The sequence below is a fragment of the Variovorax sp. YR634 genome, from assembly GCF_900106655.1.
Lineage (GTDB): Bacteria > Pseudomonadota > Gammaproteobacteria > Burkholderiales > Burkholderiaceae_C > Variovorax.
On sequence record NZ_FNOL01000019.1, the window covers coordinates 58,309 to 82,932 of the forward strand.

The 24,624-nt window shown below is 66.8% G+C and carries 18 protein-coding genes; 4 read left to right on the plus strand and 14 right to left on the minus strand.

Annotated elements, in window-relative coordinates; all coding sequences use genetic code 11:
- Positions 1 to 10: 10 nt before the first annotated feature.
- From BLV60_RS25750 to BLV60_RS25780, 7 genes are all read right to left on the minus strand, one after another.
- A complete protein-coding gene (locus BLV60_RS25750; protein ID WP_093058122.1) occupies positions 11 to 925 on the minus strand; it encodes a LysR family transcriptional regulator in 915 nt (304 codons plus the stop codon).
- A gap of 89 nt (positions 926 to 1,014) precedes the next feature.
- Positions 1,015 to 1,968, minus strand: coding sequence for a quinone oxidoreductase family protein (locus BLV60_RS25755; protein WP_093058123.1), 954 nt, complete (start codon positions 1,966 to 1,968; stop codon positions 1,015 to 1,017).
- 14 nt (positions 1,969 to 1,982) lie between these two features.
- Positions 1,983 to 2,756, minus strand: a complete 774-nt coding sequence (locus BLV60_RS25760; RefSeq protein WP_176928941.1) for an SDR family NAD(P)-dependent oxidoreductase — start codon at positions 2,754 to 2,756, stop codon at positions 1,983 to 1,985.
- Positions 2,753 to 3,244, minus strand: coding sequence for an ester cyclase (locus BLV60_RS25765; protein ID WP_256329580.1), 492 nt, complete (start codon positions 3,242 to 3,244; stop codon positions 2,753 to 2,755). Before BLV60_RS25765 ends, BLV60_RS25760 begins: the two co-directional genes overlap by 4 nt.
- Complete coding sequence (locus tag BLV60_RS25770; RefSeq protein WP_093058126.1) at positions 3,228 to 4,004, minus strand: SDR family NAD(P)-dependent oxidoreductase; 777 nt, start codon at positions 4,002 to 4,004, stop codon at positions 3,228 to 3,230. The genes BLV60_RS25765 and BLV60_RS25770 overlap by 17 nt, the downstream gene beginning before the upstream one ends.
- A 36-nt stretch (positions 4,005 to 4,040) precedes the next feature.
- Positions 4,041 to 4,640 carry an NAD(P)H:quinone oxidoreductase gene (wrbA, locus tag BLV60_RS25775; RefSeq protein WP_093058127.1) on the minus strand — a complete coding sequence of 200 codons (600 nt, stop codon included), beginning with the start codon at positions 4,638 to 4,640 and terminating at the stop codon, positions 4,041 to 4,043.
- A 122-nt stretch (positions 4,641 to 4,762) separates the two neighbouring features.
- Positions 4,763 to 5,599, minus strand: a complete 837-nt coding sequence (locus tag BLV60_RS25780; RefSeq protein WP_093058128.1) for an oxidoreductase — start codon at positions 5,597 to 5,599, stop codon at positions 4,763 to 4,765.
- A 189-nt stretch (positions 5,600 to 5,788) separates the two neighbouring features.
- Here BLV60_RS25780 and BLV60_RS25785 point away from each other — a divergent pair, with 189 nt between their 5' ends.
- A complete protein-coding gene (locus tag BLV60_RS25785) occupies positions 5,789 to 6,697 on the plus strand; it encodes an AraC family transcriptional regulator (protein ID WP_093058189.1) in 909 nt (302 codons plus the stop codon).
- Positions 6,698 to 6,778: 81 nt separating this feature from the next.
- Here the strand turns inward: BLV60_RS25785 and BLV60_RS25790 are convergent, their stop codons facing one another.
- The 3 genes from BLV60_RS25790 to BLV60_RS25800 all read right to left on the minus strand — a co-directional run bounded on the left by BLV60_RS25790 (position 6,779) and on the right by BLV60_RS25800 (position 9,983).
- Entirely contained in the window at positions 6,779 to 7,603 is an 825-nt protein-coding gene (locus BLV60_RS25790; protein ID WP_093058129.1) for a YihY family inner membrane protein, read from the minus strand.
- A gap of 151 nt (positions 7,604 to 7,754) precedes the next feature.
- Positions 7,755 to 8,135, minus strand: a complete 381-nt coding sequence (locus BLV60_RS25795) for a cupin domain-containing protein (RefSeq protein WP_093058130.1) — start codon at positions 8,133 to 8,135, stop codon at positions 7,755 to 7,757.
- Between the two features lie 135 nt (positions 8,136 to 8,270).
- Positions 8,271 to 9,983: a phospholipase D-like domain-containing protein gene (locus tag BLV60_RS25800; RefSeq protein ID WP_093058131.1), complete on the minus strand. Its 1,713-nt coding sequence runs from the start codon at positions 9,981 to 9,983 to the stop codon at positions 8,271 to 8,273.
- 219 nt (positions 9,984 to 10,202) lie between these two features.
- On the opposite strand from BLV60_RS25800, the gene BLV60_RS25805 reads away from it, so the two are divergent.
- Genes BLV60_RS25805 through BLV60_RS25815 form a run of 3 tightly spaced genes read left to right on the plus strand, consistent with a single transcriptional unit; the run spans position 10,203 to position 18,315 of the window.
- Entirely contained in the window at positions 10,203 to 10,886 is a 684-nt protein-coding gene (locus BLV60_RS25805) for a response regulator (protein ID WP_093058132.1), read from the plus strand.
- A gap of 2 nt (positions 10,887 to 10,888) precedes the next feature.
- On the plus strand, positions 10,889 to 12,667 hold the full coding sequence (locus tag BLV60_RS25810; protein WP_143042639.1) for a hybrid sensor histidine kinase/response regulator: 1,779 nt from the start codon (positions 10,889 to 10,891) through the stop codon (positions 12,665 to 12,667).
- 29 nt (positions 12,668 to 12,696) lie between these two features.
- Positions 12,697 to 18,315: an alkaline phosphatase D family protein gene (locus tag BLV60_RS25815; RefSeq protein WP_093058134.1), complete on the plus strand. Its 5,619-nt coding sequence runs from the start codon at positions 12,697 to 12,699 to the stop codon at positions 18,313 to 18,315.
- 43 nt (positions 18,316 to 18,358) lie between these two features.
- On the opposite strand, the gene BLV60_RS25820 is transcribed toward BLV60_RS25815, so the two are convergent.
- The 4 genes from BLV60_RS25820 to BLV60_RS25835 are packed head-to-tail and all read right to left on the minus strand — an operon-like array spanning position 18,359 to position 24,617.
- Positions 18,359 to 19,687 carry a TolC family outer membrane protein gene (locus tag BLV60_RS25820; RefSeq protein WP_093058135.1) on the minus strand — a complete coding sequence of 443 codons (1,329 nt, stop codon included), beginning with the start codon at positions 19,685 to 19,687 and terminating at the stop codon, positions 18,359 to 18,361.
- A 3-nt stretch (positions 19,688 to 19,690) separates the two neighbouring features.
- Positions 19,691 to 21,058, minus strand: coding sequence for an HlyD family type I secretion periplasmic adaptor subunit (locus BLV60_RS25825; protein ID WP_093058136.1), 1,368 nt, complete (start codon positions 21,056 to 21,058; stop codon positions 19,691 to 19,693).
- Between the two features lie 44 nt (positions 21,059 to 21,102).
- On the minus strand, positions 21,103 to 22,827 hold the full coding sequence (locus tag BLV60_RS25830; protein WP_093058137.1) for a type I secretion system permease/ATPase: 1,725 nt from the start codon (positions 22,825 to 22,827) through the stop codon (positions 21,103 to 21,105).
- On the minus strand, positions 22,824 to 24,617 hold the full coding sequence (locus BLV60_RS25835; protein WP_093058138.1) for a type I secretion system permease/ATPase: 1,794 nt from the start codon (positions 24,615 to 24,617) through the stop codon (positions 22,824 to 22,826). The genes BLV60_RS25830 and BLV60_RS25835 overlap by 4 nt, the downstream gene beginning before the upstream one ends.
- Positions 24,618 to 24,624 lie beyond the last annotated feature (7 nt).

Sequence of the window (24,624 nt, forward strand, 5' to 3'; positions counted from 1 at the left end):
GGCGCTCGCGTTACTTCGGGGAATCTCGCGCCGGCGCCGTGTCCTTCAGGTGCTCCAGGAACCATCGCCCGGCAGGCCCCGGCGGCAGGTCTTTGCGGTACACGGCAAACATGGCAATCGGCGGCGTGGTGGGTTGAAAGGCCTCCAGCTGCAACCGGGTCAGGAGCCCTGACTCGATGTCGCTGCGCACCATGGCAAGCGGCATGTGCCCCCAGCCAAAACCCGCACGAAGAAACGCATGCTTTGCGCCCAGGTCTGCGAGCCGCCATATCGATGAAGTGAACACGCCGAAGCTCTTGCCGCTGGTCAGCGAGGTGCGATCCGTCAGGACGAGTTGAACGTGCTGCTCCAATTCCCGCGACGCGATGACGCGTTTCTGTGCGGCCAGCGGGTGAGAGGAGGCAGTCACCGTCACCATCGGAACGTCGAGCAGTTTCTCGGCATCGAGCTCCTCCGGAACGAGGGGCATGGACCCCATGATGCCGATCCTGCAGCCGCGCTGGAGCACCGGTTGCGCCACGGCGCCCAGTGCCTCGACATAGAGGCGCAGCGGCGTGTGCGGAAACGCGGCCCGAAAGAGACCGACCGCCACCGTCAGCGAGTCCATGGGGTACATGACGTCGACCACCACCGACAACTCGGGTTCGAGCCCTTCGGAGATCGTGCGCGCCGTGGCCTTGAAGCCGTCCATGCCGTGGACCACGGAGCGGGCCTGCGCAAGCAGAGCGGTGCCTTCCTCGGTGAGCTTCGGATAGCGCCCGCTACGGTCGAAGAGCTGCACATCGATCTGCCCTTCGAGGTTGGCCAGCGTCTGGCTCACCACCGACTGGGCCCGGCGCAGCCTGCGCCCGGCGGCCGAGAAGCTGCCCTCATCGGCGGCCGCAATGAAGGTGCGCAGTTGATCCATTGAAACGCCATCCAGCATCTATCGCTCCCATCGATGAAACTCCCGGGAAAATATCTGCTTCCCCGTTGGGTGTCCAGCGAGTTGCCAGGATCGATGCGTTCACAGGATCAGGGCACGAGGATGATCGCCCCCGACTTGCGCCGGGCCGCGATGTCCTCGTGCGCCCGCGCCGCTTCGACGAGTGGATAGCGGGCCACGTCGAGCGTGCCGAAGACACCCTTGCGGTACGCGTCGAACACCTCGCCGGTCGCCTGGGCCACGGCACCTTGCACGTGCTGCGCCATCGGCCCGCCCACGATGCGAACGCCGCGAGCGGCAAGGCCCGCCCGGTCGATGTCTGGCGCCCCGGAAGCCGCGCCGATGGTGACGATGGTTCCGCCATCGCGCACGGCCGCTGCCGATGCTGCAAAAGTGGCCTTGCCGACGAACTCGTAGACCACGTCGACGCCTTCGGGCGCGATGCTGCGGATCTGTGCGGCCAGATCGGCGTCGCCAGAGAGCAATACGTGATCGATGGTGCCCTCGAGCGCTGCTCGCTTCGACTGCGAGCCCACCGTTCCGATAACGGTGGCGCCTTTTGCCTTGGCCCAGCGCGAGATCATGGTGCCCACGCTGCTCGAAGCGCCTTGCACCAACACCTTCTCTCCTGCCTTGAGCTGATGGAAGCCATTCAGCCCGGCCCAGGCAGTCAGGCCCTTGGTCAGCACCGTGACGGTCTGTTCCGAAGAGAGATCGTCAGGCACCTTGAGCAGCGCGGCTGCATCGACCAGGCGCACCTGTGCGTAGCTGCCCGGCGCGAGGAAGTAAGCCATGCGATCGCCGACCTTGACGTCTGTGACGTCCGGCCCGATGGCCTCGACGATGCCGGCGCCCTCGACCCCAGGCACCGAGGGCAGCGGGACGGGCATCACGCCCTGGCGAAAAGCGGTGTCGATGAAGTTGACGCCGATGGCCTCGTGGCGCAGGCGAACCTGTCCGGGCCCCGGCATGCCGACGTTGTCGTCCTCGACTTGGAGGACTTCGGGAGAACCGTATTGATGGAAGCGGATGGTGGTGGTCATGTCTTTCTTTCGGGTCAAATCACGGCGAGCAGGCCGCCATCGACGAGCAGCGCAGTGCCCGTCACATAGCTCGACAGGTCCGAGCCCAACCACGCGACGGCGTCGCCGATCTCGGAAGGTTTGCCAAGGCGCCGCAGTGGCGTGCGCAGGCGAAAGCCTTCTGCAGCCTCTGCAATGCCGGGGCTCGTTCGCAGCAGGTGCGTGTCGATGGTTCCCGGGGCGACTGCATTCACACGGATGCCATCCGGCCCCAGTGCATCGGCCAGCGACTTGGCCATCAGGACCACGCCGCCCTTGCTGGTGGAGTAAGCCACCGTCATGCCCGCGCCCGAGATGCCGCCCATGCTGGCCATGAGAACGATGCTCCCGGCCTTGCCCCGTGCCTTCATGCTGCGGGCTGCCGCCTGCGCGCTGAACAGCGTTCCGTCGAGGTTGATGCCCATGAGCCGGCGGTAGTCCGCCTCTGCAACGTCGAACCCGTCGGCGCGCAGCGTGATGCCCGCATTGGCGACCATCACATCGACGCCGCCGAACTCGTCTGCTGCTTTCAGAAGATCGTCGACTTGCGCCCGCTGGCTGACGTCTGCGCGATGAAAGCGCGCCAGCACGCCCAGCTCCTCGATCTCCTCCATCGTGGTGCGGCCTCCTTCGCGGGGCTCTGGCGTCACGTCCGAAACGATCACCGCCTTGGCTCCGTGCTTCGCGGCCTGCACGGCCACAGCCTTGCCGATTCCGCTGGCAGCGCCGGTCACGACGACCACCTTGTCCTGAAGAATGTTGGTGTTCATGACTTGTCTCCTGCGGCGCGGGGCCATGCATCCAGCTGTTGAAGCACGGAGAAGAGATTGGCAACACCCCAGTGCTCCGTGATCTTTCCGTTTTGCACGCGCATCGCGTCCACGGTTTCGAAATGGATCGCGCGGCCAGTCGGCGCAATGCCGAGGAAGGTTCCCTGCTGCGTGCCGTGATAGGTCTTGTAGGTGGTGACGACATCGCCATCGGCGCGTTGCCAATGGATCTCGGCGTGAAAGTCGGGGAACGCCTCCCGCAGGATGCGATACAGGCCCAGCGCACCCGCCTTGTCGGGCGTGCAGTTCGGCTGTGGTGTGTGGTCGAGGAAGTCGTCCGAGAAAAGCTCGTCGAACAGGGCCCAGTTTCCGCGCCCTTGCACTTCTTCGGTATTGCGGCGAATGACGGCCTTTGCCATCTCGCCTGCATTCAAATTGCTCATGGTGTTGCTCCTTGCTGGTTCGGTTTGTTCAAAGTTCGAAGCCACCGATGGTCATTCCACCGTCGACGACCAGCATCTGGCCCATCACGTAGCTCGCGGCATCGGAGGCCAGCCATACGGCGGCGGCGGCCACCTCCGCGGGATGACCGCCTCGCTTGGCAGGAATCGCGGTGGAAACCAGCTTCGCGAATGCCGGGTTCTGGTCGCTCGCGACCTTCACCATCGGCGTTTCCGTCCAGCCGGGGGCGAGGGCATTGACCCGCACGTTGTGCGCGGCGTTTTCCATCGCGGCGACGCGCGTGAGGCCGTGCACGCCGTGCTTGGAAGCCGCATAGGCGCTCATCCCGCCGGGGCCCGTCAGTGCGGCCACGGACGCCGTGTTCACGATGGCGCCGCCGCCACTTTTCTTGATGAGCGGCAGCTCGTGCTTCATGCCGAGAAAGACGCTGCGCAGGTTGACTGCAATCACCTTGTCGAAGTCTTCGGTCGGGTAGTCCTCGATGCGTTGCGCCTTGCCGGTGATGCCGGCGTTGTTGAAGGCCACGTCGAGCCGGCCGGCCTCGCGTTCGATGCGTGCAATGGCGTTGGCCACTTCTTGCTCGACGGCCACATTGGCGATGAGCGCGCGGGCCTTCCCGCCGATCTCGGTGATGAGATCGATGGTTTCGGCAAGGCCGTGCTCGTTCAGGTCGGCGGCATACACAAGACCTCCTCGTGCCGCGAAGGCCTTGGCGGCCTCCCGGCCGATGCCGGAGCCCGCACCCGTGACGAGTACCACCCGTCCTGCAAAGTCGTTGGAGACCATGTCTTTCTCGCTTCTACAGATGGAGGGGGCGGGTGCTCAGGCAAAGAGCTTCGCTGCGGTCTTGGCCACCAGCTCGCCCTGATGGCGCGCGCCGGCCAGATCGATCGCCGTCGGTTGCCGCGAGCCATCGCCGCCTGCGATGGTGGTGGCACCGTAGGGCGCGCCGCCGACGATCTCGTCGACGCTCATCTGGCCCTGGTGGCTGTACGGCAGGCCCACGATGGTCATGCCGAAATGCAGCAGGTTGGTGATGATCGAGAAGAGCGTGGTCTCCTGGCCGCCGTGCTGGGTGGCCGACGACGAGAAGGCCGCACCGACCTTGCCGTTGAGTGCGCCGCGGGCCCACAGCCCACCGGCCTGGTCGAGAAAGGCGGCCATCTGGGAAGACATCCGGCCGAAACGGGTGCCGGTGCCTACGACGATGGCGTCGTAGTTCTCCAGATCGGCAACGCTCGCGACGGGCGCTGCCTGATCGAGCTTGAAGTGCGCAGACTTTGCGACCGCTTCGGGAACCGTCTCGGGGACGCGTTTCACGTCGACCTGGGCGCCGGCCTCACGCGCACCAGCGGCAATGGCCTCGGCCATCTTTTCGATGTGGCCGTACGACGAGTAATACAGAACGAGGACTTTGGGCATCTCTGAATCTCCTGGTTGGACAGCTCGGCGAGCTGCATGACCTGAAGATTAGGGATGCGCGACATATCCAGGAAGCCTGTTTGTTTCGATGGAATATATCGGTCGAGTAGATGGATGCGACGTCACGCGATATCGGTGGAGCGAGTCAGGACCTCGTGCTTCGTCAAACTCGTCTGCATCGTGTCGAGCTTTGCGCTTACCAGCCCGAGCGCGTCGCTGCCGATCAGCAAATGCTCCGGCGGCTCCGGCATGTTCACCAGAGTGAGGATCGCATCTGCAGCCCTGTCCGGATCGCCCAGTTGTTTGCCGCTCTTGTCCATGCGCGATTGCCGGATTGGATCGAACAAGCTGTCGTAGTCGCTGATGGAACGCGCGCTGCGCACCATCGAGCGGCCAGCCCAGTCTGTCCTGAAAGATCCTGGGGCAACAGCTGTGACTGCGATGCCCAGGCCCTTCACTTCCTTCGCCAACGTCTCGGAGATCCCTTCGAGGGCGAACTTGCTGCCACAGTAGTAGCTGATGCCGGGCATCGTGATGTAGCCACCCATCGACGTGATGTTGATGATGTGGCCGCGCCGACGCTGACGCATGAACGGCAGAAACGCCTTGATGACTGCGACCGCACCAAAAACGTTGACGTCGAATTGGCGGCGCATTTCATCGAGAGACGATTCTTCCAGGATGCCCTCGTGACCATACCCTGCGTTGTTGATCACGACATCCACTGGCCCGATCTCAGCTTCGACGACAGCGGCGAGTGGTGCGACGGAGTCGAACTGCGTCACGTCGAGCAGCTTCACATGAGCCTCCCCGCGAAATTGCCTGCCGAATTCGGTTGCTGCCTGTTCGGTACGAACGGTTCCGACGACTCGGTGGCCCGCCCGCAATGCGGCGTTCGCAATGGCGCGGCCGAGGCCGCTGCCGACGCCCGTAATGAAGAAAGTCCTGGTGTTTTGCATGCGTCGATCTTAGAAATCGAGGGCGCCCGGAGCCAGTCGCAATCCTATGTTTGGCTTGCCTATTTCTATGAAGTCCAACCGCTCTCGGTTACTTTTTGCCAGGGTTGATGCACAGTACGATGAATGAGTAAATCGCGCGCATCAACCATCGACCGCGCTGGCAGACTCCGCGAGGAGCGCCAGGCCAGCATGGTGGCGCTCTTGAAGCGGCTCGCACCTCGAGAGGGCTACACGCTGACGGCGCTACCGGACGTGCGTTTCCTGCGCTCCGATCGCCCATTGGCCTCGACCCCTGTGCTCTACGAACCCGGGATCGTCATCGTCTGCCAGGGACGCAAGCGCGGCCTCTGGGCAAATCAGGTCTACCTCTACGATGCCCAGCACTACCTCGCGGTGTCCGTGCCGGTGCCGTTCACCATGGAGACCGACGCCAGTGCCGACGAGCCTCTGCTCGCGATTTACTTCAGCCTCGATCTCACCGTCCTCGCGGGCCTTGCGTTGCAGGTTGATGAACTTATCGAGAGTTCGAAGACGGCACCAGTCGGCATGTTCTCGACGCCGATCGACGACGCATTGATGCAGACCGTTCTGCGATTTCTCGAGGCGATGAGTTCGCCCGTAGAGGCTGTGTTGCTCGGGCCGGCGATCGTGCGCGAAATCTACTTTCGGGTGCTCATCGGGGAACAGGGGGCATCGATGCGCGCGGCGCTGGCCAGCCAGGGGCAGTTCGGAAAGATCGCCAAGGCCGTGCGGCGCATCCACACCACGTTCGGCGACCGTCTTACCGTCGACCGCCTGGCTCGCGAGGCGGGCATGAGCATCCCGACGTTTCACACTCACTTTCGTGCCGTCACCCAGAGTTCTCCGATGCAGTACCTCAAGTCGGTACGCCTTCATCAGGCGCGCCTGCTGATGTTGCGAAACGGGAAGACCGCGTCCGCGGCGAGCATCGAGGTGGGATATGAAAGCGCGTCGCAGTTCAGTCGTGAGTTCAAGCGCTTCTTCGGGCTCACTCCGAGCGATGAGGTTGCGCGCCTGAAGTCGAGCTTCGCGATGCCTCCTTTGCCGGGGAAGCAGGGGTGGGTGACGTCGCATTGATCGACGCGGCCAGATTGCTGCAAAGTGGCCGTCTGGCAAGCATCCTGAAAGCCGTTCTTCGCGAACGCCTGCTCCTGGCTGCTAGGCCCGAGCAGGCTTGCCTGCCGGTTGCCGTCGGGTGAGCGCCATGTTAGCCGTCATCATGGCCGCGACCAGCGTGACCAGCCACGAGACGTACACCCACAGCAAGAACATGGGGAGCACTGCGAACGCCCCATATAGCGCCTTGTACGTTGGCACTTTGACGAGGTAGGTGGTGAAGCCGCGCTTGCCGAGCTCGAAAGCCACGCTGGCGATCAGGCCGCCTGCGAAGGCGTCGCGCAGCCGTACCTTGGTGTTCGGAACGAGGTAGAACATGCTCGTCAGTACGGTCACGCCGAGCATGAGCGGCCCGAGGTCGAGCACGAATGCAAGCGAGGATGGCAGTGCGCCGATGAGGCCCATGGAAACGCCCAGCAGATACGACGTCGCCCACAGGCTCAGCCCCAGAACGGGTGGCCCGACGGCCAACATCAGCAGGTACAGGCCAACCCTCTTGAAGAACGGCCGGTTCCTCCGGATCTTCCACATCTGGTTCAGCGCGTTCTCCACAGTGAGCAACATCGCGATGGCCGTGCCCAGCAAGAAGAGCGAACCGACCCAGGTCAGGCCGCTGGCGTTCGCGGCGAACTGGTTCAGGTACTTCAGCACTGTGCGTGCGATGTCCGCGGGAAGCAGCCTGCTCAGAAAGAACTCCTGAAGCGCATCCTTGAACCGCGTGAAGGCATGGAATCGCGTGAGCAGCGCGAGGCTCGCCGCCAGCAGGGGAACGATGGACAGCAAGGTCGTGAACGCCAGGCTTCCGGCGACTTGGGGCAAGCGCTCTTTTCTGGCGCGGTCGATGGTCAGGCGGGTCAGGGCAAACATGTATCGCTGAGGAAGGAGGAGTCGAACGGTTCCGCGGGCGCAAGGACCGCTGCCGCTGCAGCCGATTGTCAGTCCGACTGTTGTTCCGTACGGATCGCATCTCCGTTCGACCATCCCGAAGAAGCCTGCCCCTGAGGCCTCTCACTTTGGGTCAGCTACTGGACTTTGCGTATTCCTCTGCGCTCATCATCTCCAGTCCGACGAACGGGGCGTTGCCTTCGACCCATGCGTCGTGCCCCGGCGGGATGGTGTACGACATGCCTTCCTCGATGACGGTCTGCGAGCCGTCATTCATTTGCACGGTGATTCGACCGGAAACCGCATACCCGACGTGAGCCACCTGGCAACTGTCCGTGCCCACGACTGGCTTGATGCACTTCGACCAGCGCCACCCGGGCTCGAACTTGAAGCGTCCGAGCGTGTACCCCTCGAGGCGGACCACTTCGACCCGGGTCTTTTCGGGCTCCCGAACCTCATCCGGTTCGTCATGGGATTTCGTCTGAAGCTTGTTGACATTCATCGGACTTGCCATAGCTACTCTCCTTGCACGAGTGAGCAAACGGTCCGCGGCAGCCTCGTGCGAAACCGCACGTGAATGATTGAATAGTAGTCCTGGGCCATGCTCGCGGTGACCTATTTTTTGCACGACTGCACCGGTGGTGCGCAGTCACAGAAAGTCTTCGTCCACCACCAGCGACAGCAATGACCAGCGCAGTCGCTGGGCCCAGTTCGATTCCGGTTCCCGGTGCAGCACCCAGCGGCGTCCGTCGCGCAGAAAGCTCCATTGCAGGCCGCCTCGCAGCGGTGCTTCGCTCACGGTGAAGCTCGCAGGCATGCGCACGCGCTGGATCAGGTCCGCCAGCTCGCCTGCAAGCGTGGGGCTGTCGACGATCAGGCCCAGTTCAGTGTTGCAGTGCGCCGAGCGCCGGTCCATGTTCATCGACCCCACGTAGAACCAGCGCCGGTCGACCACCGCCAGCTTGGCGTGCAGGCGGCCGAGCGAGCCGCGGTCGCTTTCGGTGTCGCTCCAGGCCGTATGTGGTTCGCCAGTTGGCATCAGCTCGTACAGCGTGGCACCCATCTTCAGGAGAGCGCTGCGGTAGCGCGCGTAGCCGTAGTGCACAAGCGGCTCGTCGGTGGTGGCGAGCGAGTTGGTCACCACCGATACGCTCGCGCCCTCGCGGCTCGCATGGGCGAGTGCTTCGATCATGCGGGGCATGGGTACGAAGTAGGGCGAGACGACGAGCGCCTCGGAGCGTGCGGTCCGGAAAAGATCGAGGTTCGCGGCCATGACCGCGCTCTCGCGGCCTTGCGGCCCTCCGGCTTCCTCGACGCTTCCGCTGGCATCACTGGCGAAGGGGCCTTGCACCACTGCGTCCGCTACGACGCGCACCTTCGCGGGCACCAGTTCGACCCGCCCCCGCGCCAGCTGCGCGCCGACCGGGCCGCGCCCCAGCGCGTCGCGCTCGTTGGCAGGAGGCATGAAGCGACCGAGGCCATGGACCAGCGCGGCGAAGCGTTCGCGCGCATGGGCCGGCGCCGGACGGTCTCCGGCCGCGATGGCCTCGAATGGGTACGACATCGGTCCGTTCCAGAAGGCATCGAAACTCGCCGACAGCGCGCGCACCGCTGGCCCGGCCAGCAGCGCGTCCATGTCGATGAAGTTCGCTGGCTTGCTGCGCCCGAAGTACTCGTCGGCGATGTTGCGCCCGCCGGTGATGGCGAAGCTGTTGTCGGCAATGAAGAGCTTGTTGTGCATGCGCCGGTTCACGCGGCCGATCTCGTGCAGCGACAGCAGCACGCGCGTGCGCGGGCCGCCGCTGCGCACCGGCAGCGGGTTGAAGAGACGCACCTCCACGTTGGCGTGCGCGGCCAGCCCGGCCAGCATCTCGTCGTCCCCGCCCGCGTACAGGTCGTCGACCAGCAGGCGCACGCGCACGCCGCGCCGGGCCGCGTCGCGCAGCTCGCGCAGGAATTGCCGCCCCGAGGTGTCGTTGGTCACCACGTAGTACTGCGCGTCGACGGTATGCCGTGCGGCCTGCGTGAGTGCGATGCGCGCGTCGAGGGCCTGGTCGCCGTCCGGCAGCAGGCGCACGCCGGATACGTCGGGTATTTCGGGCGTCGCGCCGTCCGGTTCCGGCAGCGACGCGGCGGCGATGTGCGCGAGCACGCTGTCCCCGACGTCGGTGCGCGCCTGCGACGCGACCCGGTGCACGTTGTCGGGCAATGCAGCGCAACCCGCCAGCAGCGAGACCGCGACCATGGCCGCGGCGCACAGCGCGCGGGCGAGCACCGCGTGGTGGAGCGCGAAGATGCAGAACCGGCACGCAAGGGGTTCCCATGCGGCACGCAGCGCGGCAAAAGACTTTGGGGTGTTCATGGCGGTCCTCGGTGCATCGCATGCGCAGTGGTGATCGATGCAGCCAGTCTTCCGCGCGGTGCCCGCCGCAACAATTGAACGCAGCGCCTAGTCTGCGGCGCGGTGCCGGCGTGGCCATCCGACTAGGCCGTTGGTGTAGGTGCGCGCACTCGCTTATTGCGGGGCTTTGCGCTAACCTGCATTCAGGACGGGGAGAGCCACCGTAGACGAGAGGTCTGTATGAAGGTTCTTCTGGTCGATGACCACGAGATCGTCTGGAACGGCACCCGACTCCTGCTGGAGCGAATGGCCGCCGAGATCGAACCGGGCCGCCCCTTTCATTTCGAAGCGGTGCGGGACGCCGAGCAGGCCTGCCAGCTGGACCCAGCCGGTGTCGACCTGCTGCTGCTCGACTACCACCTGCCCCAACTCTCCGGGCTCGCTGCGCTCAAGGCCGTGAAGGCGCACTTCGAGGCCACGCCCGTGTGCATGCAGTCTGCGGAAAGCTCGCCGCAGCGCGTGCGCGAGGTCATCGAGGCCGGCGCGGCCGGCTTCATCCCCAAGTCGTACCGGCTCGAGGACATGGAGGCAGCCCTGCGCGTGGTGCTGCGCCACAAGATCTACCTGCCGGCCGAGTTCGTGCTGGCCGATGACGTGACCCGCGCGCGCGACCCCGACGAACTGCCGCGCGAGGATCTCGCCGGCTTCCTGCGCATCGAGCTGTCGCCGCGCCAACGCCAGGTGCTGGCGCTGGCGATGCGGGGCATGCCGGTCAAGCTGATCGCGCGCCAACTGCTGATTGCCGAGGGCACGGTGAAGGTGCACCTGTCGATGGTCTACCGGGCGCTTGGCGCGCGCAACCGCACCGATGCCCTGTGCCGCGTCTTCGACGCGCAGGCGGCATGGGCGCTCGAGGCCACGTGAACATGGCGGCCGCACTCGACGAGCTGGACGAACGGCGCTTGCAGGTGGTCGCCGAGCAGGCTGTGGGGTTGCGCTGGCAGATTCTGCTCACCGCCGTTGTCGTCGCGGCCATCGTCTGGCGCGACGTTTCGGCACCCTGGGTGCTCGGTTGGTTCGCGGCGGTGATCGCCAGCCGCGAGTGGCGTGCCGCCGCGCTCGCGCGCATGGCCGCCGACCGGGCCCGCCCGATCGCCGCGCGACTGCGCGCCACCGTGCGCTGGAATGTGCTGATCGGCGCCTGCAACGGCTCCGCGGCGCTGTTCATGGCTTGGCTCGACCCGACGCTGGACGCGGTTCTCACGATGATCCTGGTGTCCTGGGGCGCGGGTGCCGTGTCCACCAGCGCGACCGTGATGCCCGCCTTCCTGGCCTACGCGGGGCTGCTCTTCATGCCCACTGCGGCCATGTGGCTGCTGGCCGGCGGCTGGCTCGGCTGGGGCGTGGGCGCGCTGGTGCTGATGTTCTTCGGGGTGCAGACGCGCTTTGCCCGGCGCAACCTGCAGACCTTCGAGGAGTCGTTCGGCATCCGCGCCGAGAACCAGGCGCTGGCTACTTCGCTGGAGTTCGAGCGCGCGCAGCTGGCCATCGCCCGCGACCAGGCGGTGCGCGCCAACAACGACAAGAGCCGCTTCCTGGCCGGCGCCAGCCACGACCTGCGCCAGCCCCTTCAGGCGATGGCGCTCAACGTGGGTGCGTTGCGGCACGTGGCGATGGCGCCCGATGCGCGCGCGATCGTCGAAGTGGTCGACAGCAGCCTGGAGCAGCTGCGCGCCATGCTCGACGCCTTGCTCGACGTCTCGAAACTCGATGCCGGCGTGGTGGTGGCTCAGCCCCAGCGCGTGCGGATCGACCGGCTGCTGACAGCCGTGATGGCCAGCTTCGGCGCTGCGGCGACAGCGCGCCGGGTCGGTCTGCACATCACCTGCCCGCCTGGTCTGGCGGTGCGCACCGACCCCGACCTGCTGCGCCGCATGTTGGCCAACCTCGTCGATAACGCGATCAAGTTCTCGCCCGCGGATGGACGGGTCGAGGTGCGGGTCTGCACGCGGGATGCGTCGGATGTATCGGGCGCATCGGACGCCGAGGTCGAGCTGACAGTGCAAGACAGCGGCCCCGGCATTGCACCCGAGAACCACCGGATCGTGTTCGAGGACCTGGTGCAACTCCAGGCGACGGGCCCAGGCATCGCGACCGCCGCGGGGCATGGCCTGGGCCTGGGCATCGTGCGGCGGATGGCCGAGTTGCTGGACGTGCCGGTCGAGCTCGAGTCCAGCCTTGGCGCGGGCGCCTGCTTTCGCCTGCGGCTGCCGCGCGCCGCAGCCGTCGGCGTCGACGGCTGCGAGGGTGACGGCGCAGGTGCGCCGTGGAGTCTGGCCGGGCGCTGCGTGCTGGTGCTGGAGGACGACCCGATGGTGCGCGGCGCCTATCTCAACGCGTTGGGAGCGATGGGCTGCCGCGTGCTGTCCGCCGCCACGCTCGACGAAGCACTGGGGCAGGTCGATGAGCCCGACGCGGTGGTGGTTGACTGCCGGCTCGGCGGCGGCGTCTCGGGCTTCGATGCCGCCGAGCGCCTGCGCGAGCAGCGCTGCGCACAGCCCGCGCTACCCATCGTCATGGTCACGGCCGATACCGACCCGGCGGTGGTCGAGGCGGCGCGGCGACAGGCGCTGCCGCTGCTGCGCAAGCCCGTCGACGACCAGAGGCTCGGCCGCGCACTGGCCGCGGCCATCGAAGGTTCCTGAGTTCGCGACCAACCCGCGAGGAGTCGAACATGAACAACGGAGGCCGCCACCACGACGATGCCCCGGGCGACCGTCTGCTCTCGGAGGGCGCTGAAGTGCTGGTGCGCGAGATCGTCGCGGCACCGCCCGACGCGCTGCACTGCGAGGTGCTGGTCATCGGCAGCGGCTACGGCGGCGCGGTGGCGGCGGCACGGCTGGCGGGCGCGCTGCCGGTGGACGCACCGCCGGGCACCGCACCGAGCGTGGTACCAATCAGGGTCTACGTGCTGGAGCGCGGTAGCGAATACCTGCCGGGCGAATTTCCGGCCACCTTTGCCGAGCTGCCGGGACACGTGCGCTTCAGCATGCAGGACGGCAGGCCCGCGCGCGGCAATGCCTCGGGGCTGTTCGACCTGCGCCTGGGCGGCGATGTGAATGCGCTGCTAGGCAACGGGCTGGGCGGCGGGTCGCTCATCAATGCGGCAGTGATGGAACGCGCAACGCCCGATGCCTTCGAGGGCGGCGCCTGGCCCGCGGGCCTCGACCTCGCCGCGCTGGCGGACGGCTACGACAAGGCCGAAGCCATGCTGGGCCTGGAGCAGATCCCCGAGAGCGTGTCGAAGCTCGATTCCTTGCTGAAAGCCGGTGCGCGGCTGCATGCGGCGCGCGGCAAGGCCCACGTTGCGATCGCCTTCGCCGACGGCACGCGCACGCCGGCCCAGGTTGCGATGCATGGCTGCCTGCGCTGCGGCGATTGCGTGAGCGGCTGCAACCACCGCGCCAAGAAATCGCTGGACACCAACTACCTGGCTCTGGCCCATGCGCGGGGCGCGCGCCTGTTCACTGGTGGCACCGCGCACCGCATCGTGGCCCTGCCGGGAGGGGCCGGCTATGCGGTCGAGTTCTTCTTCACCAACCGGCGCAAGGCACGCACCGACAACGCCCGGCCCTACGTGGTGCGCGCGCGGCGGGTGGTAGTGGCCGCAGGCACGCTGGGCTCCACCGAGCTGCTGCTGCGCTCCAGGGCCGCGGGTCTGCCCGTCTCGCAGGCGCTGGGCGCGGGCTTCTCGGCCAACGGCGACATGATTGCGGTGGCGGCCGACCAGGACGACGAAGCGCTGTCCAGCGCGGCCGAAGGCGACGCGCCGGCGCAGCGCGGCATCGGGCCGACCATCACCGGGCTGCTGCGCACCCGCGCGAAGCAGGGCGAGCGCCCGCTGGTGATCGAGGAGTTCGCCATTCCCGCGCCGCTGCGCCGCCTGCTGGCCGAAGTGGTGAGCACCACAGACGCCCTGCAGGCGCTCGCGCGCATGGACCTCGACCTGCACGCGCCGGACGAGGTGCACGATCCGCTGGCCGTGGACGACGACATGCTGCGCCGCACGCCGGTCTACGGAATGATGGGCGACGACGGCGCCGCTGGCACCATCGAACCGGTCGGCCAAGGCGGCAGCGACGCGGTGCTGGCCGACGCGCAGGTGCGCGTCGCGTGGAACAAGGTCGCGGCCCTGCCGGTGTTCGCGGCGCAGATGCGTGCGCTGCATGTGGCTCACGACGGCGCCGGCGGGCTCGGCGGACGCGTGCTGCCCAACCCGCTGTGGAATCCGCTCCCGCCGTTTCGCAGCCTCGAGTCCCTGGTGGCTCCGGTGGGCTCGGTGCTCACCGTGCACCCGCTGGGCGGCTGCCGCATGGCCGAAGGGCGCGAGCGCGGCGTGGTCGACAGTTGGGGCCGCGTCCACGACGGTGTTGCCGATGCCGCGTTGTTGCCTGGCCTGGCGGTGCTCGACGGCTCGATCGTGCCGGTGTCGCTCGGTATCAACCCTTCGCTCACCATCGCGGCACTGGCCGAGCGCGCAGTACCGATGCTGGCCGCGGACTGGGGCCTGGCGCTGGCGGATTCGCCGCAACCCCCGGCGTCGGAGCGTCCGTTGCGCCGTGACCTGACCCATCCCCGCACGTCCGCGCCGACGCGTGTCTCGATGTGCGAGCGGATGACGGGCCGCGTGCACATCGACGGCCAGTCCTTCGCTTTGAGCACCGAGGTGGAATTCGAGCCCGTCGACATACCGGCCCTTCGCGCGACGCCGCGCACGCTGGCCCAGCCGGCGGTGATCCTTCGCTTCGGCAAGGGCAACAAAGCGCCCATCGCGCATTGCACCGGCACCGCGTCGATGCTGGTGCGCGAGAAGTGCGACAGCATCGAGCGCATCCTGCGCAGCCACGCGCTGGCGCGCAGGAAGCTGCAGGCGCTGGCGGAGGTCCTGCTGCCTTCGCGCGCGTCCGTGGCGGGCCCGAACGGCGGCAACGGCGAGGAGAACCTGGCCTTCGACGGTCCGGTCATGGCCGACCTGATGGCGCTGTGTTCCCACCTGGGGCAGGTGCGCCTCATCGAATACGACTGGACGGTGGCGCGGGTCGAGAACGGCGCGCCGCTGAAGGAGGGCGATCGGCTGCGGCTCACCAAGCGCATCGCGTTCGTCGAGGGCGGCAACCCGTGGCGGCAGCTGAGCGAGGGCGAGCTGCAGCGGATCGGCCCCCTCGGTGAGGAGCCGCTGGGCCGGATGGTGCTGGACCCTTCCTACTTCGTCGAGAAGCTGCAACCCCTGCTGCGCGTCGAGCACCAGCAGGACATGCCCAACCAGCTGGGCGACCTGGCCGAGCTGGCGCTGTGGGTGCTGCGCATCGTGCTGCACATTCACCTGCTGCACTTCGTGCCGCCGCCCGACTCGCCGAAGCGCGACTGGGAGCGGCTGCCCGGCGAGGTGTACGGCGTACGGCCCGAGCCGGTCGAGCTCGACACCGCCGCCGGCCCGGGCAGCGCGCCGCCGCGGCTGCTGTCGCGCTACCGCCCGCCGGCGCGTCGCGCGGGCACGCGGCCCGTGATGCTGATCCACGGCTACGGCGCGAGCGGTTCCACCTTCGCGCACAAGAGCATTCCCGGCAACCTGGTACACAGCCTGCTCGAGGCCGGGCGCGAGGTCTGGGTGCTCGACCTGCGCACCAGCATCGGCTTCTCGTGCCGGCCGCGGGCCTACTGGTCGTTCGACGAAGTGGCGGAGGCCGACATTCCAGATGCATTGCGCACCGTGCAGGCGGCGTATGCGACGCCCGACGAAGTAGCGCCCGTCCAGGTCGACGTGGTGGCGCATTGCATCGGCGCCGCCATGTTCAGCGTGGCGGTGCTGCGCCTGCCGGGGTTGCATGCGTCCATTGGCGCGGTGGTGCTGTCGCAGGTGGGGCCGCTGCTGCGCGCCACGGCTTTCAACCGCTTCCGCGGCTATGTGGCGGGCTACCTGCAGCAGTTCATCGGCATCGACGAGTTCGACACGCGACCCGCGCTGACGCACACGCAGCGCCTGCTCGTCGACGGCCTGCTGGCGACCTTTCCCTACCCTGATGAAGACGGCGAAGCGCAGCGCCTGCGCAAGGCACCGGGCTTCGCGGCCGTACGGCACCGGGCCGACGCGATCTTCGGCCAGACCATGCGGCTACACAACATCGGCAAGGACACGCTCGATGCGCTCGATTCGATATACGGCTTCGTGAAGCTGCGGGGCCTCGCCCAGGTCGGCAACTACGCCCGCGAAGAGGTGCTGACCGACGCCGGCGGACAGGGCCACGCGGTCGGCTTCGAGCAGCTCGGCGAGCGCTTCGGCTTTCCGGTGTTCATGCTGCACGGGCAGCGCAACGCGGTGTTCGACTGGCGTGGCTCGTACGAGAGCTTCTGGCTGCTGAAGCGCGTGTTCGGCAAGGACGGTGGCCTGCCGCGGGAGCCCCCGGAGCTGCCGGACCCGCCAGACTCCTCGAACCCTTCGGGGGGCGACCTGTTCCTCGGCGAAGGCACCCCGCACCAGCTGCTGGTGCTCGGCGCCTACGGCCACCAGGACACGCTGATCGGCGAGAAGGCCTGCAGCGACGTGTTTCCGCGCATCGTGCGGTTCCTCGAGGCCTTCGACAAGAAGCCCGGCCCCGATACGCCGGTGCCGCCCGACTGGCGGGCCAGCCTGCCGTGGACCGGCCCATGGCTCGGCCATGCGAGCCGCGTGGCCGGCAACGCGGGCCGGCTGCATTGCCGGCTGGCGCTGCGCCCGCCGCCCGCGCATGTGTCGGCGCGCGCCGTGGTCTTCGTGCCCGCGTGGCGCCGCGGCGGGCGATGGTGCTTCGACTTCGCATGGATGGTGGGACTGCAGACCACGCGCGAAAAACTCCTGCAGGAGGCGGTGGAAATCGACCTCTTCGACGACCGGCTCGCCGAGTACCAGGGCTTCGCGGTGCTCACGGCGCACGACGACCTGCCCATGGCACGCGGCCCTGTCGACGTGCTGGGCCGGCGGCTGGAGGCCGGGCTGTTCGCGCAGCCGCAGGACGAGCCGATCGAGCCCATCCGCCGCCAGGTGATGCAAACTCTGGACGCAGCGACCGACGCGCAGCGCGAGCGTGCCGTGGTGCGCCTCGACCCCGCATGGACGAGCGCCGTGCAGCGCGAGGGCGAGCCCGCACAGGCCTCGCTGTGCTTCGCGCTCGCCAGTTGCCAGTACGTGCCGGGCCTGGTCGACCGGGTGCCTGCACAGGCGTCGTACCGGCGGCTCGCGCAGCGGCTCGAGGTGCTCGCGCCACCGCACAAGCCGCAACTGCTGGTGCTGGCCGGCGACCAGGTGTATGTCGACCAGACCGCGGGGCTCTTCGTGCCGGCGGGCGGCGACGACGTCGGCCAGGCCTATGCGCTCACCTTCAGGCTGGAGGCGCTGCGCCAAGTGATGGCCTCGCTGCCGACCTATCCGCTGCTCGACGACCACGAGGTGATGGACGACTGGGAGCCGGGCCCCGACCCCTATGGAACGCCGGCCGTGCGCGCCGCGCTCGACGGCTACTTCGCGCAACAGCACAAGCTGGTGCACGACATCGGCCCGGGCCGCGACCAGCGCCCCTTCGACTACCGCATTGCGCCGGCCGGCTTTCCGTTCTACATGCTCGACACGCGCAGCACCCGCCAGCAGCGGGCGCTGCGCACCGCAGCGCAAGCCGCGACCCCTGCCGCGCCGCTGGACCAGGCGGCGATCCGTGCCGAGGCCGGCATGGGCGACCTGAAGAAGTGGCTGGAGGCCGCGCCCGCCGGACTGCCCAAGTTCATCGTGTCGCCGGTGGCGCTGTTCCCGATGCCGCGTGCGGCCGTCTTCGGCGACCCCGCGCAACGCCTGGGGTTGGACGACTGGAGCGGGTACCCGGCCTCGCAGCGCGCGTTGCTCGAGCTGCTGCGCGACACCAGCGCGCGCCACGTGGTGGTGCTGTCGGGCGACCGCCATATGTCGAGCGTGTCGAGCCTCTGGCTGCAGGCGGCGGGCGAGCCTGTGGAGGTGATCTCGGTCGTGTCCTCGGGCCTGTATGCACCCTGGACCTTCGTCAATGCGCGGCCCGACGCGTTCTGGCTCGACGGCCAGGTCGACCTCGGCGCCACGCCAGGAGCCTTCGGCGCCACCATGGTCACGGCGGCCGTGAGCACCGGCAACGGCTTCGCCGTGCTGCAGGTGGAGCGCGGCGCCACCGGCCATTGGCGGATCGGCGTCACCCTCGACCTGGACGACGGGCTCACGCAGTGCCATCGCGACCTCGATCCGGCCTGCGGCAGCGGCTGGACAGTGGAGGGACCGGCGCGCTTCGCTCGCGTGTAGCGCCTGTGTGTTCTCGGCCTGCCGATTTAGATCGCTGCCGCCGTCAGCGCGTGAGCCAGCCGTTGATCTCGTCAATGACTTCGGCTTTGGCGCCGCCAGAGAGTGCCTGCAACCGTATCCGCGACATCAGGTAGACGAAACGGGCCTGCGCCAGATCACGCTGGGCGGAAACCTTCTGATGTTCCGAGTTCAGCACGTCGGGCAAGGTGCGGCTGCCGGCCTCGAACGAGCGGCGATTCGAGATGACGACCTGCTCCGCGGAGCGCACCGCCTGTTCAAGGGCCTTGACCCTCAAGATGCCTTCGGTCACGCCGCGGAACTCGCGATGCAGTCGCACCCCGAGGTCGCGGCGCAGGGCTTCGAGGGCCTCTTCTGCCCGCTGCTGGTCTGCGAGCGCCTGCCTCACGGTGGAACTCACATGGCCGCCCGAATAGAGAGGAATATTGAGCTGCAAGCCGATGGACCTGTTGTTGTAACGGGTCTTGATGCTGGTGATCGTGTCGCTGTCGTTGCGGGACCACTGGGCGATGGCGTCCAGCGTCGGGTAGTGACCTGCCTGTGCCTTCTCCAGCTCGTGCCGGGCTGCTTCAACCTGGGCGCCTAGCGACCGGAGTTCCGGGCTGTTGAGCTCGGCCCGCTCGATCCAGTCTTCCACCCGGTCGGGCGCCGGCCGAACGAGCCGCATCCTGGACGGGTCCAGCGACGCCAGCCCGTCGATCGGGCGGTTGACCAGGCTCTGGAGTTGCCTGCGTGTGAAGTCCAGGTTCTGGCGCGCCTCCAATTCCTGTGCGACGTTGAGGTCCAGGGCCGCGCGTGCTTCATCGATATCGGTGCGCGTGCCGAAACCTGCACCGAGCCGCTTCTGCGCGGCATCGAGCTGGGTCGTGTAAGCCGTCTTTTGCGAGAGCACCAGCGCGAGATGCTCCTCGGCCAGCAGTGCCTCGAAATAGGCGCCGCTCACCCGAACGCCGACGTTTTGCAATTCGCGTTCGAGAATCGCCTCGGCATCGTCGACCTGCGCCCGAGCCTGCCGGTAGTCGGCCATCTGGTACATGCGGAAGATGGGTTGCCTCAAGCTCAGCACTTCGCTGCTGCTGGTGTAGCGCAGGTTGGACGTGACGAGGTGCCCGGAGGCGTCCGGCGAAGTTCTCTCCAGCCAGTTCCGATAGCGCGAGACGCTTGCCGACAAGTTGGGAAGCAGTTGCGCGCGGGCCTGCGGCAGGCGTTCGCGCCGGGCATCCGTGGCTGCCCGCACCGACCGGATCGTCGAGTCCTGTTCCAGTGCTTCCCCGTAGGCCTGAGACAAGTCGAGCGACCAGGCCGGCCCCCAGAGAAGGCCGGCAGCAGCGAATGCCAGCGCGGTTTTTTTCACTGCTCACTCTTCCGTCATGGAGGCTGCGATGCGCTTGGTGAGCGGATGCAGGAGGTAAATGAGCAGCGAGCGTTCCCCCGTCTTGAAAACCACCTCGACCGGCATGCCAGGCTGCAGCGAACGTTTGCCCAGCTTTCTCAGGCCCTCTTGCGTCACCGCCACTCGCGCGAGGAAATAACTCGTGTTGGTCTGGGGGTCCGTCAACAAATCGCCGGAGACCGAAACCAGCTTGCCCTGCACCACGAGCTGCGGAGAATGGGCGAACGTAGAGAAACGCACGTCCACCGGTATGCCGGCGTGGACGCGGTCGATCAGATGAGGCGGCACTCTCGTTTCAAGCAGCAAGGGCTCGTTGGCAGGCACCACATCCATCAGTTTTTGCCCCGGTGCGATCACGCCGCCCACGGTCTGCGCCACCAGTGCCACCACCTGGCCCGAAGCGGGCGAGCGGATCTCGGTGCGGCCCAGTTCGTCCCGCAAGGCGAGGAACTTCTCGAAGTCCCCAAGCACCTCGCGGCTGACTTCCGCCTGCTGCGTTTCCACTTCCTTATGGTATTCCTGCTGCCTGGCAATGGCACGCTGGCGAAGCTCCGCGACCGACCGCCGGGCCCGGCCCGTGTTGCCGATGAGTTCGGCAATGAATGTGCTCGACTCCGCGATTTGACGCTCCATCTCCAGCTGGCGATTGCGCGGGGCATACCCTTCGGCGACCATCTTGCGTGTCTGGGTCAATTCCTCGTCGAGAAGCGAAAGCTGGGTCCGGCGGCTGCTCAACATGCTTGCGTAAGCCTGGGACAACGCTTGCTGGCCCCGGATGTTCTCTTCGATCGATTGCAGGTCGGCGCGCAAGGCGGCGCGGCGCGACTTGAGCAGTTGCTCCTGGTTGAACATCTGCTGCCGGATCAGCGGGTCCGTGGCTGCCGCCTGCAAGTCCGGATGGAAGTCGATGGCGTCCTGTCCCCCCTGTTCGGCCAGCAGGCGGCCTTGTATGGCGCGAAACCCCAGGTAGCGCTGCCGCACGGTTTCGAAACTCGCTCTGGCTGCGGCGTCGTCGAGCTTGAACAGCAACTGGCCTTCCTGGACTTGATCGCCTTCGCCGACCCGCACCTCCTTGAGGATGCCTCCGATCTGGTGCTGGACAACCTTACGCTTCGTGTCGATGGCGACCTGCCCCTGGCTGGGCACGCCTTCGTCCAGCGGAGCAAACGCGGCCCACAGCAGAAACCCGCCGAATCCGGCGACCAAGGCCCACACGCCGATTCGCCCTGCGCGTCCGAACTCGTTCCCGAGTCCATCGGCATCCTGCGACCGATCGTCCTTGGCAGGCGAGGGGATGGAAGTCACGTCTCTGAGAAGATTCGGTTTGGCCATTTGGAACTCCCTGCGAGATGAGTCGAGTACAGGACGGCGCCGGATCAGGCCGACTGCACCAGGGCCGCCGGTCGCACGTCAGGCTGAGGGCGACGAAAAGACGCGAGCACGGCATCTCGTGGTCCGTCTGCTGTCAATTCGCCATCGCCCAGAACCATGAGGCGGTCGGCCACGGCAACCGCGCCCTGGCGGTGGGTTACCAGGAACACCGTTTTCCCCTTGGCCTTCAATTCCCGTATGGCTCGCAGCAGCGCTGCTTCCCCGTCATCGTCCAGGTTGGCATTCGGCTCATCCAGAACAATGAGCGACGGGTCGCCATAGAGCGCCCGGGCCAGTCCGATTCGTTGCCTCTGCCCTCCGGAAAGCAGGTGGCCCGCGTCCCCGATGAGGGTGTCGTAGCCTTTGGAAAAGCGCAGGATCGTCTCGTGCAGGCCGGCGCTGCATGCGGCCTCTATGACCTTGCGCGAGTCGACCTCGCCGAGCCGCGCAATGTTCTCGGCAATGGAGCCTGCGAACAACTCGACGTCCTGCGGCAGATAGCCAAGATGCGGACCCAGCTCCAGACGGTTCCAGCCTCGGATCGGCACGCCATCGAGCAGCACCGCGCCGCGGGATGCGGTCCAGATTCCGACCATGACTTTCACCAGCGTGGACTTGCCCGAACCGGAAGGTCCCAAGAGCGCGACCACTGTTCCTGCGGGGACCGCAAAAGAAATGTTCTTCAGGATGGGCGCCGCGCGCCCCGCAGCCCCCGCAAAGATGCCTTGCAGGCTGATCTCGCCGGTAGGTCCGGCCCGGGGAGGGACAGGGGCCTGCCCGGGGAAGTCGGCCAACAGCTTTTCGAGACGCTCGAGTGCAGCGCTGCACGAGACAAAACCCCGCCACGTGCCGAGCAACTGGTCGATGGGCGCGAGGGCGCGGCCCATCAGCACATTCGCCGCAATCATGGCGCCCGGCGACAACTGGCCATCGATCACCAGCAGCGCGCCCGCCCCCAGCGCGAGCGACTGTTGGCTGTAGCGTATGAATTTGCTCCAGCCGGCGACGCGATTGACAAAGCCATGAGCGGAAGTGCTCTTGTCCATGCAGGCCGCATGCTGGCGGTTCCAGCGCTTTTGCAGATTGGCGACCATGCCCATCGATTCGAGCACCTCGATGTTGCGAAGCTTGCCCTGCAGGTCGCTCATCGTCTCGCTCGCGGCTTTCAGGGCCGCTTCCGATGGCGCGACGGTCTTCCTCTGTCCGAACCAGGCCAGTGCGACCTGGACCAGGGCGAACCCGAGCGCCAGGACGCCGAGCCAGGGATGAAGAAAGAAGATCACCGCGATGTAGATCGGCGTCCAGGGTGCATCGAAGAGCGCAAAGACGCCCATGCCGGTCAGAAACTGGCGGATCTGGTTCAGGTCTGCGAACGGCCTTGACACGGTGGATACCGACTGGCCGAGGTAGGCCTGAAAGCTCCCGTTGAACACCCGGGTGCTCAATTGCCGGTCGAAGCGCAGGCTGGCCCGCACCAGCAGACGCGAGCGCAGCCATTCCGACAAGGCCAGCGCCCCGAAAAGAAGCAGCGTGATCAAGGAAACCGCGAGCAAGGTCAGTTCACTCTGACTGGCAAGCACGCGGTCGAATATCTGCAGCATGTAGATGGTCGGCGCGAGCATGAGCAGATTGGTCAGGAAGCTCAACGATCCAACCAGCAAGAACTCTCTTCGGAACCCCCAGAGAGCGCGCCCCAGTTCGCTGCGGTTGAAGAACGCAGGTTTCTTCATGGCAGTGGGTGCGCCTGAAGCGCGATGCTTGCAGCGTTTCCGGCATCGCGCCGCTTCGATGCAAGGCTGCTTTCTGCCTTGCGCATCCGATCCGCCGCCTGCTCGGTGGCTTGCCGCAGCGCAGCCAGGACCTCGTCGCGTGCGCCGAACGCCTGCATCGTGCCGTCGCACAGCACCAGCATCTTGTCCGCCACGGCCAGCACACTGGTGCGGTGCGTCATGACGACGAACGTCGTGCCGCGCGCCTTGAGATTCAGGATGGCGCTTGCCAATGCTGCGTCGCCGGCGTCGTCGAGGCTCGAATTCGGTTCATCGAGCACCACCAGCGCTGGCTCGTCATAAATCGCGCGCGCCAACGCGACCCGCTGCCTCTGCCCGCCCGACAGCACGGCCCCTTCGGGTCCGATCGGGCTGTCGTAGCCCAACGGAAGGCTCGTGATGTACGCGTGCAGGTCGACGGCCAATGCTGCCGCTTTGACCTTCGAAGGTCGCACCTCCCCGAAGCGCGCGATGTTCTCGGCCAATGTGCCGTCGAGCAATTCCACATCTTGCGGCAGATAGCCGATGTGCGGGCCGAGTTCGCTCTTGTCCCACGCGAACACGTCTGCGCCGTCCAGCCGCACCTTGCCGCTCGCTGCAGGCCAAAGGCCGACGATCAGGCGTGCCAGGGTCGTCTTTCCCGCGGCAGAGGGACCCACGACGGCAAGCACCTCGCCGGGCGCCAGGGCGAAGGCCACGTTCTTCAGGATGGCCGGACCATTGCCTGGCGCGCCTGCCACGAGGCTTTCGACTTGCAGCGCGCCTTTGGGTGGTGGCAAGGACATCGTTTCCGGTCTCGGGGCAATGGCGCTCAACAGGCTGTCCAGGCGTTGCCATGCATCGCAGACATTGACCACCGCGCGCCATTGCGTCACGAGCTGCACCAGCGGCGCCAAGGCACGGCCGCCCAGGATCGAGCCGACAACCATCATTGCGGCATTGCCATTGAGCGGGTTCTTCAGCAGCAGCCAGGCGCCCAGGCCGAGCAACAGGGAACCCATGGTGACCTGCAGGAACTTGCTGACGGCCTGGCAGGCCCCAGCACGGTCCGAAGCCAGGGCCTCGCGCTGCAGGAAATCGCGTCGCTTGCCCATCCAGCGGCGATGGACGTCCTGCAGCATGCCCATCGACTCGATGACCTGCGAGTTTCTCAGCGCAGCGTCCGCATACTGCTGTGCTTCGATCGCGCATCGATTGGCCGACACCAGCGGCGGCCGCGTGTTCCGGTCGTTGATCCAACCGACAAACACCTGCAGCAGCGAGCCCACGACAGCCGACCAGCCCAGCACCGGGCTGATGGCGAACAGCAGCCCCATGAAGACCAGCGAAACCGGCGCTTCCATCAGCGCCAGCAATGGCGGCGAATACAGGAATTCCCGCAAGGTCCGCAGGTCGTTGAGCGGTTGCACGGTTCCGCCCGGCAACCGCTTGAGCCCCGCTTCGAAGACGGCGACGAACACGCGGTTGCGCATCTTCTGATCCAGTTTCTGCCCGGCCCGGTACATCACTTCCGAGCGAGCCCAATCGAGTACTTCCATCAGGCAGTAGGCGGCCAGAACCAGCAATGTCAGCATGGCCAGCGTGAGCGTGCTGCGACTGTTCACGACGCGCCCGTACACCTCCAGCATGTACCCGCTCGGAGCCAGCAGCAAAAGGCCGGAGCAAACACTGAACCAGGCCGCCCGTACGAAGTAGGAGTGGAGCGTTGTCACCGCCTGCCGCAATTCGCCAGACTTTTCCTGAGGCTTCATACCACCC

Bases quoted from the DNA above. Each gene is read 5' to 3' on its own strand.
- BLV60_RS25825 (WP_093058136.1), bottom strand. From the start codon at position 21,058: ATGGCCAAACCGAATCTTCTCAGAGACGTGACTTCCATCCCCTCGCCT.
- BLV60_RS25790 (WP_093058129.1), bottom strand. From the start codon at position 7,603: ATGTTTGCCCTGACCCGCCTGACCATCGACCGCGCCAGAAAAGAGCGC.
- BLV60_RS25760 (WP_176928941.1), bottom strand. From the start codon at position 2,756: ATGAACACCAACATTCTTCAGGACAAGGTGGTCGTCGTGACCGGCGCT.
- BLV60_RS25835 (WP_093058138.1), bottom strand. From the start codon at position 24,617: ATGAAGCCTCAGGAAAAGTCTGGCGAATTGCGGCAGGCGGTGACAACG.
- BLV60_RS25810 (WP_143042639.1), top strand. From the start codon at position 10,889: ATGGCGGCCGCACTCGACGAGCTGGACGAACGGCGCTTGCAGGTGGTC.
- BLV60_RS25800 (WP_093058131.1), bottom strand. From the start codon at position 9,983: ATGAACACCCCAAAGTCTTTTGCCGCGCTGCGTGCCGCATGGGAACCC.
- BLV60_RS25755 (WP_093058123.1), bottom strand. From the start codon at position 1,968: ATGACCACCACCATCCGCTTCCATCAATACGGTTCTCCCGAAGTCCTC.
- BLV60_RS25815 (WP_093058134.1), top strand. From the start codon at position 12,697: ATGAACAACGGAGGCCGCCACCACGACGATGCCCCGGGCGACCGTCTG.
- BLV60_RS25795 (WP_093058130.1), bottom strand. From the start codon at position 8,135: ATGGCAAGTCCGATGAATGTCAACAAGCTTCAGACGAAATCCCATGAC.
- BLV60_RS25830 (WP_093058137.1), bottom strand. From the start codon at position 22,827: ATGAAGAAACCTGCGTTCTTCAACCGCAGCGAACTGGGGCGCGCTCTC.
- BLV60_RS25805 (WP_093058132.1), top strand. From the start codon at position 10,203: ATGAAGGTTCTTCTGGTCGATGACCACGAGATCGTCTGGAACGGCACC.
- BLV60_RS25785 (WP_093058189.1), top strand. From the start codon at position 5,789: ATGGTGGCGCTCTTGAAGCGGCTCGCACCTCGAGAGGGCTACACGCTG.
- wrbA (WP_093058127.1), bottom strand. From the start codon at position 4,640: ATGCCCAAAGTCCTCGTTCTGTATTACTCGTCGTACGGCCACATCGAA.
- BLV60_RS25750 (WP_093058122.1), bottom strand. From the start codon at position 925: ATGCTGGATGGCGTTTCAATGGATCAACTGCGCACCTTCATTGCGGCC.
- BLV60_RS25770 (WP_093058126.1), bottom strand. From the start codon at position 4,004: ATGGTCTCCAACGACTTTGCAGGACGGGTGGTACTCGTCACGGGTGCG.
- BLV60_RS25780 (WP_093058128.1), bottom strand. From the start codon at position 5,599: ATGCAAAACACCAGGACTTTCTTCATTACGGGCGTCGGCAGCGGCCTC.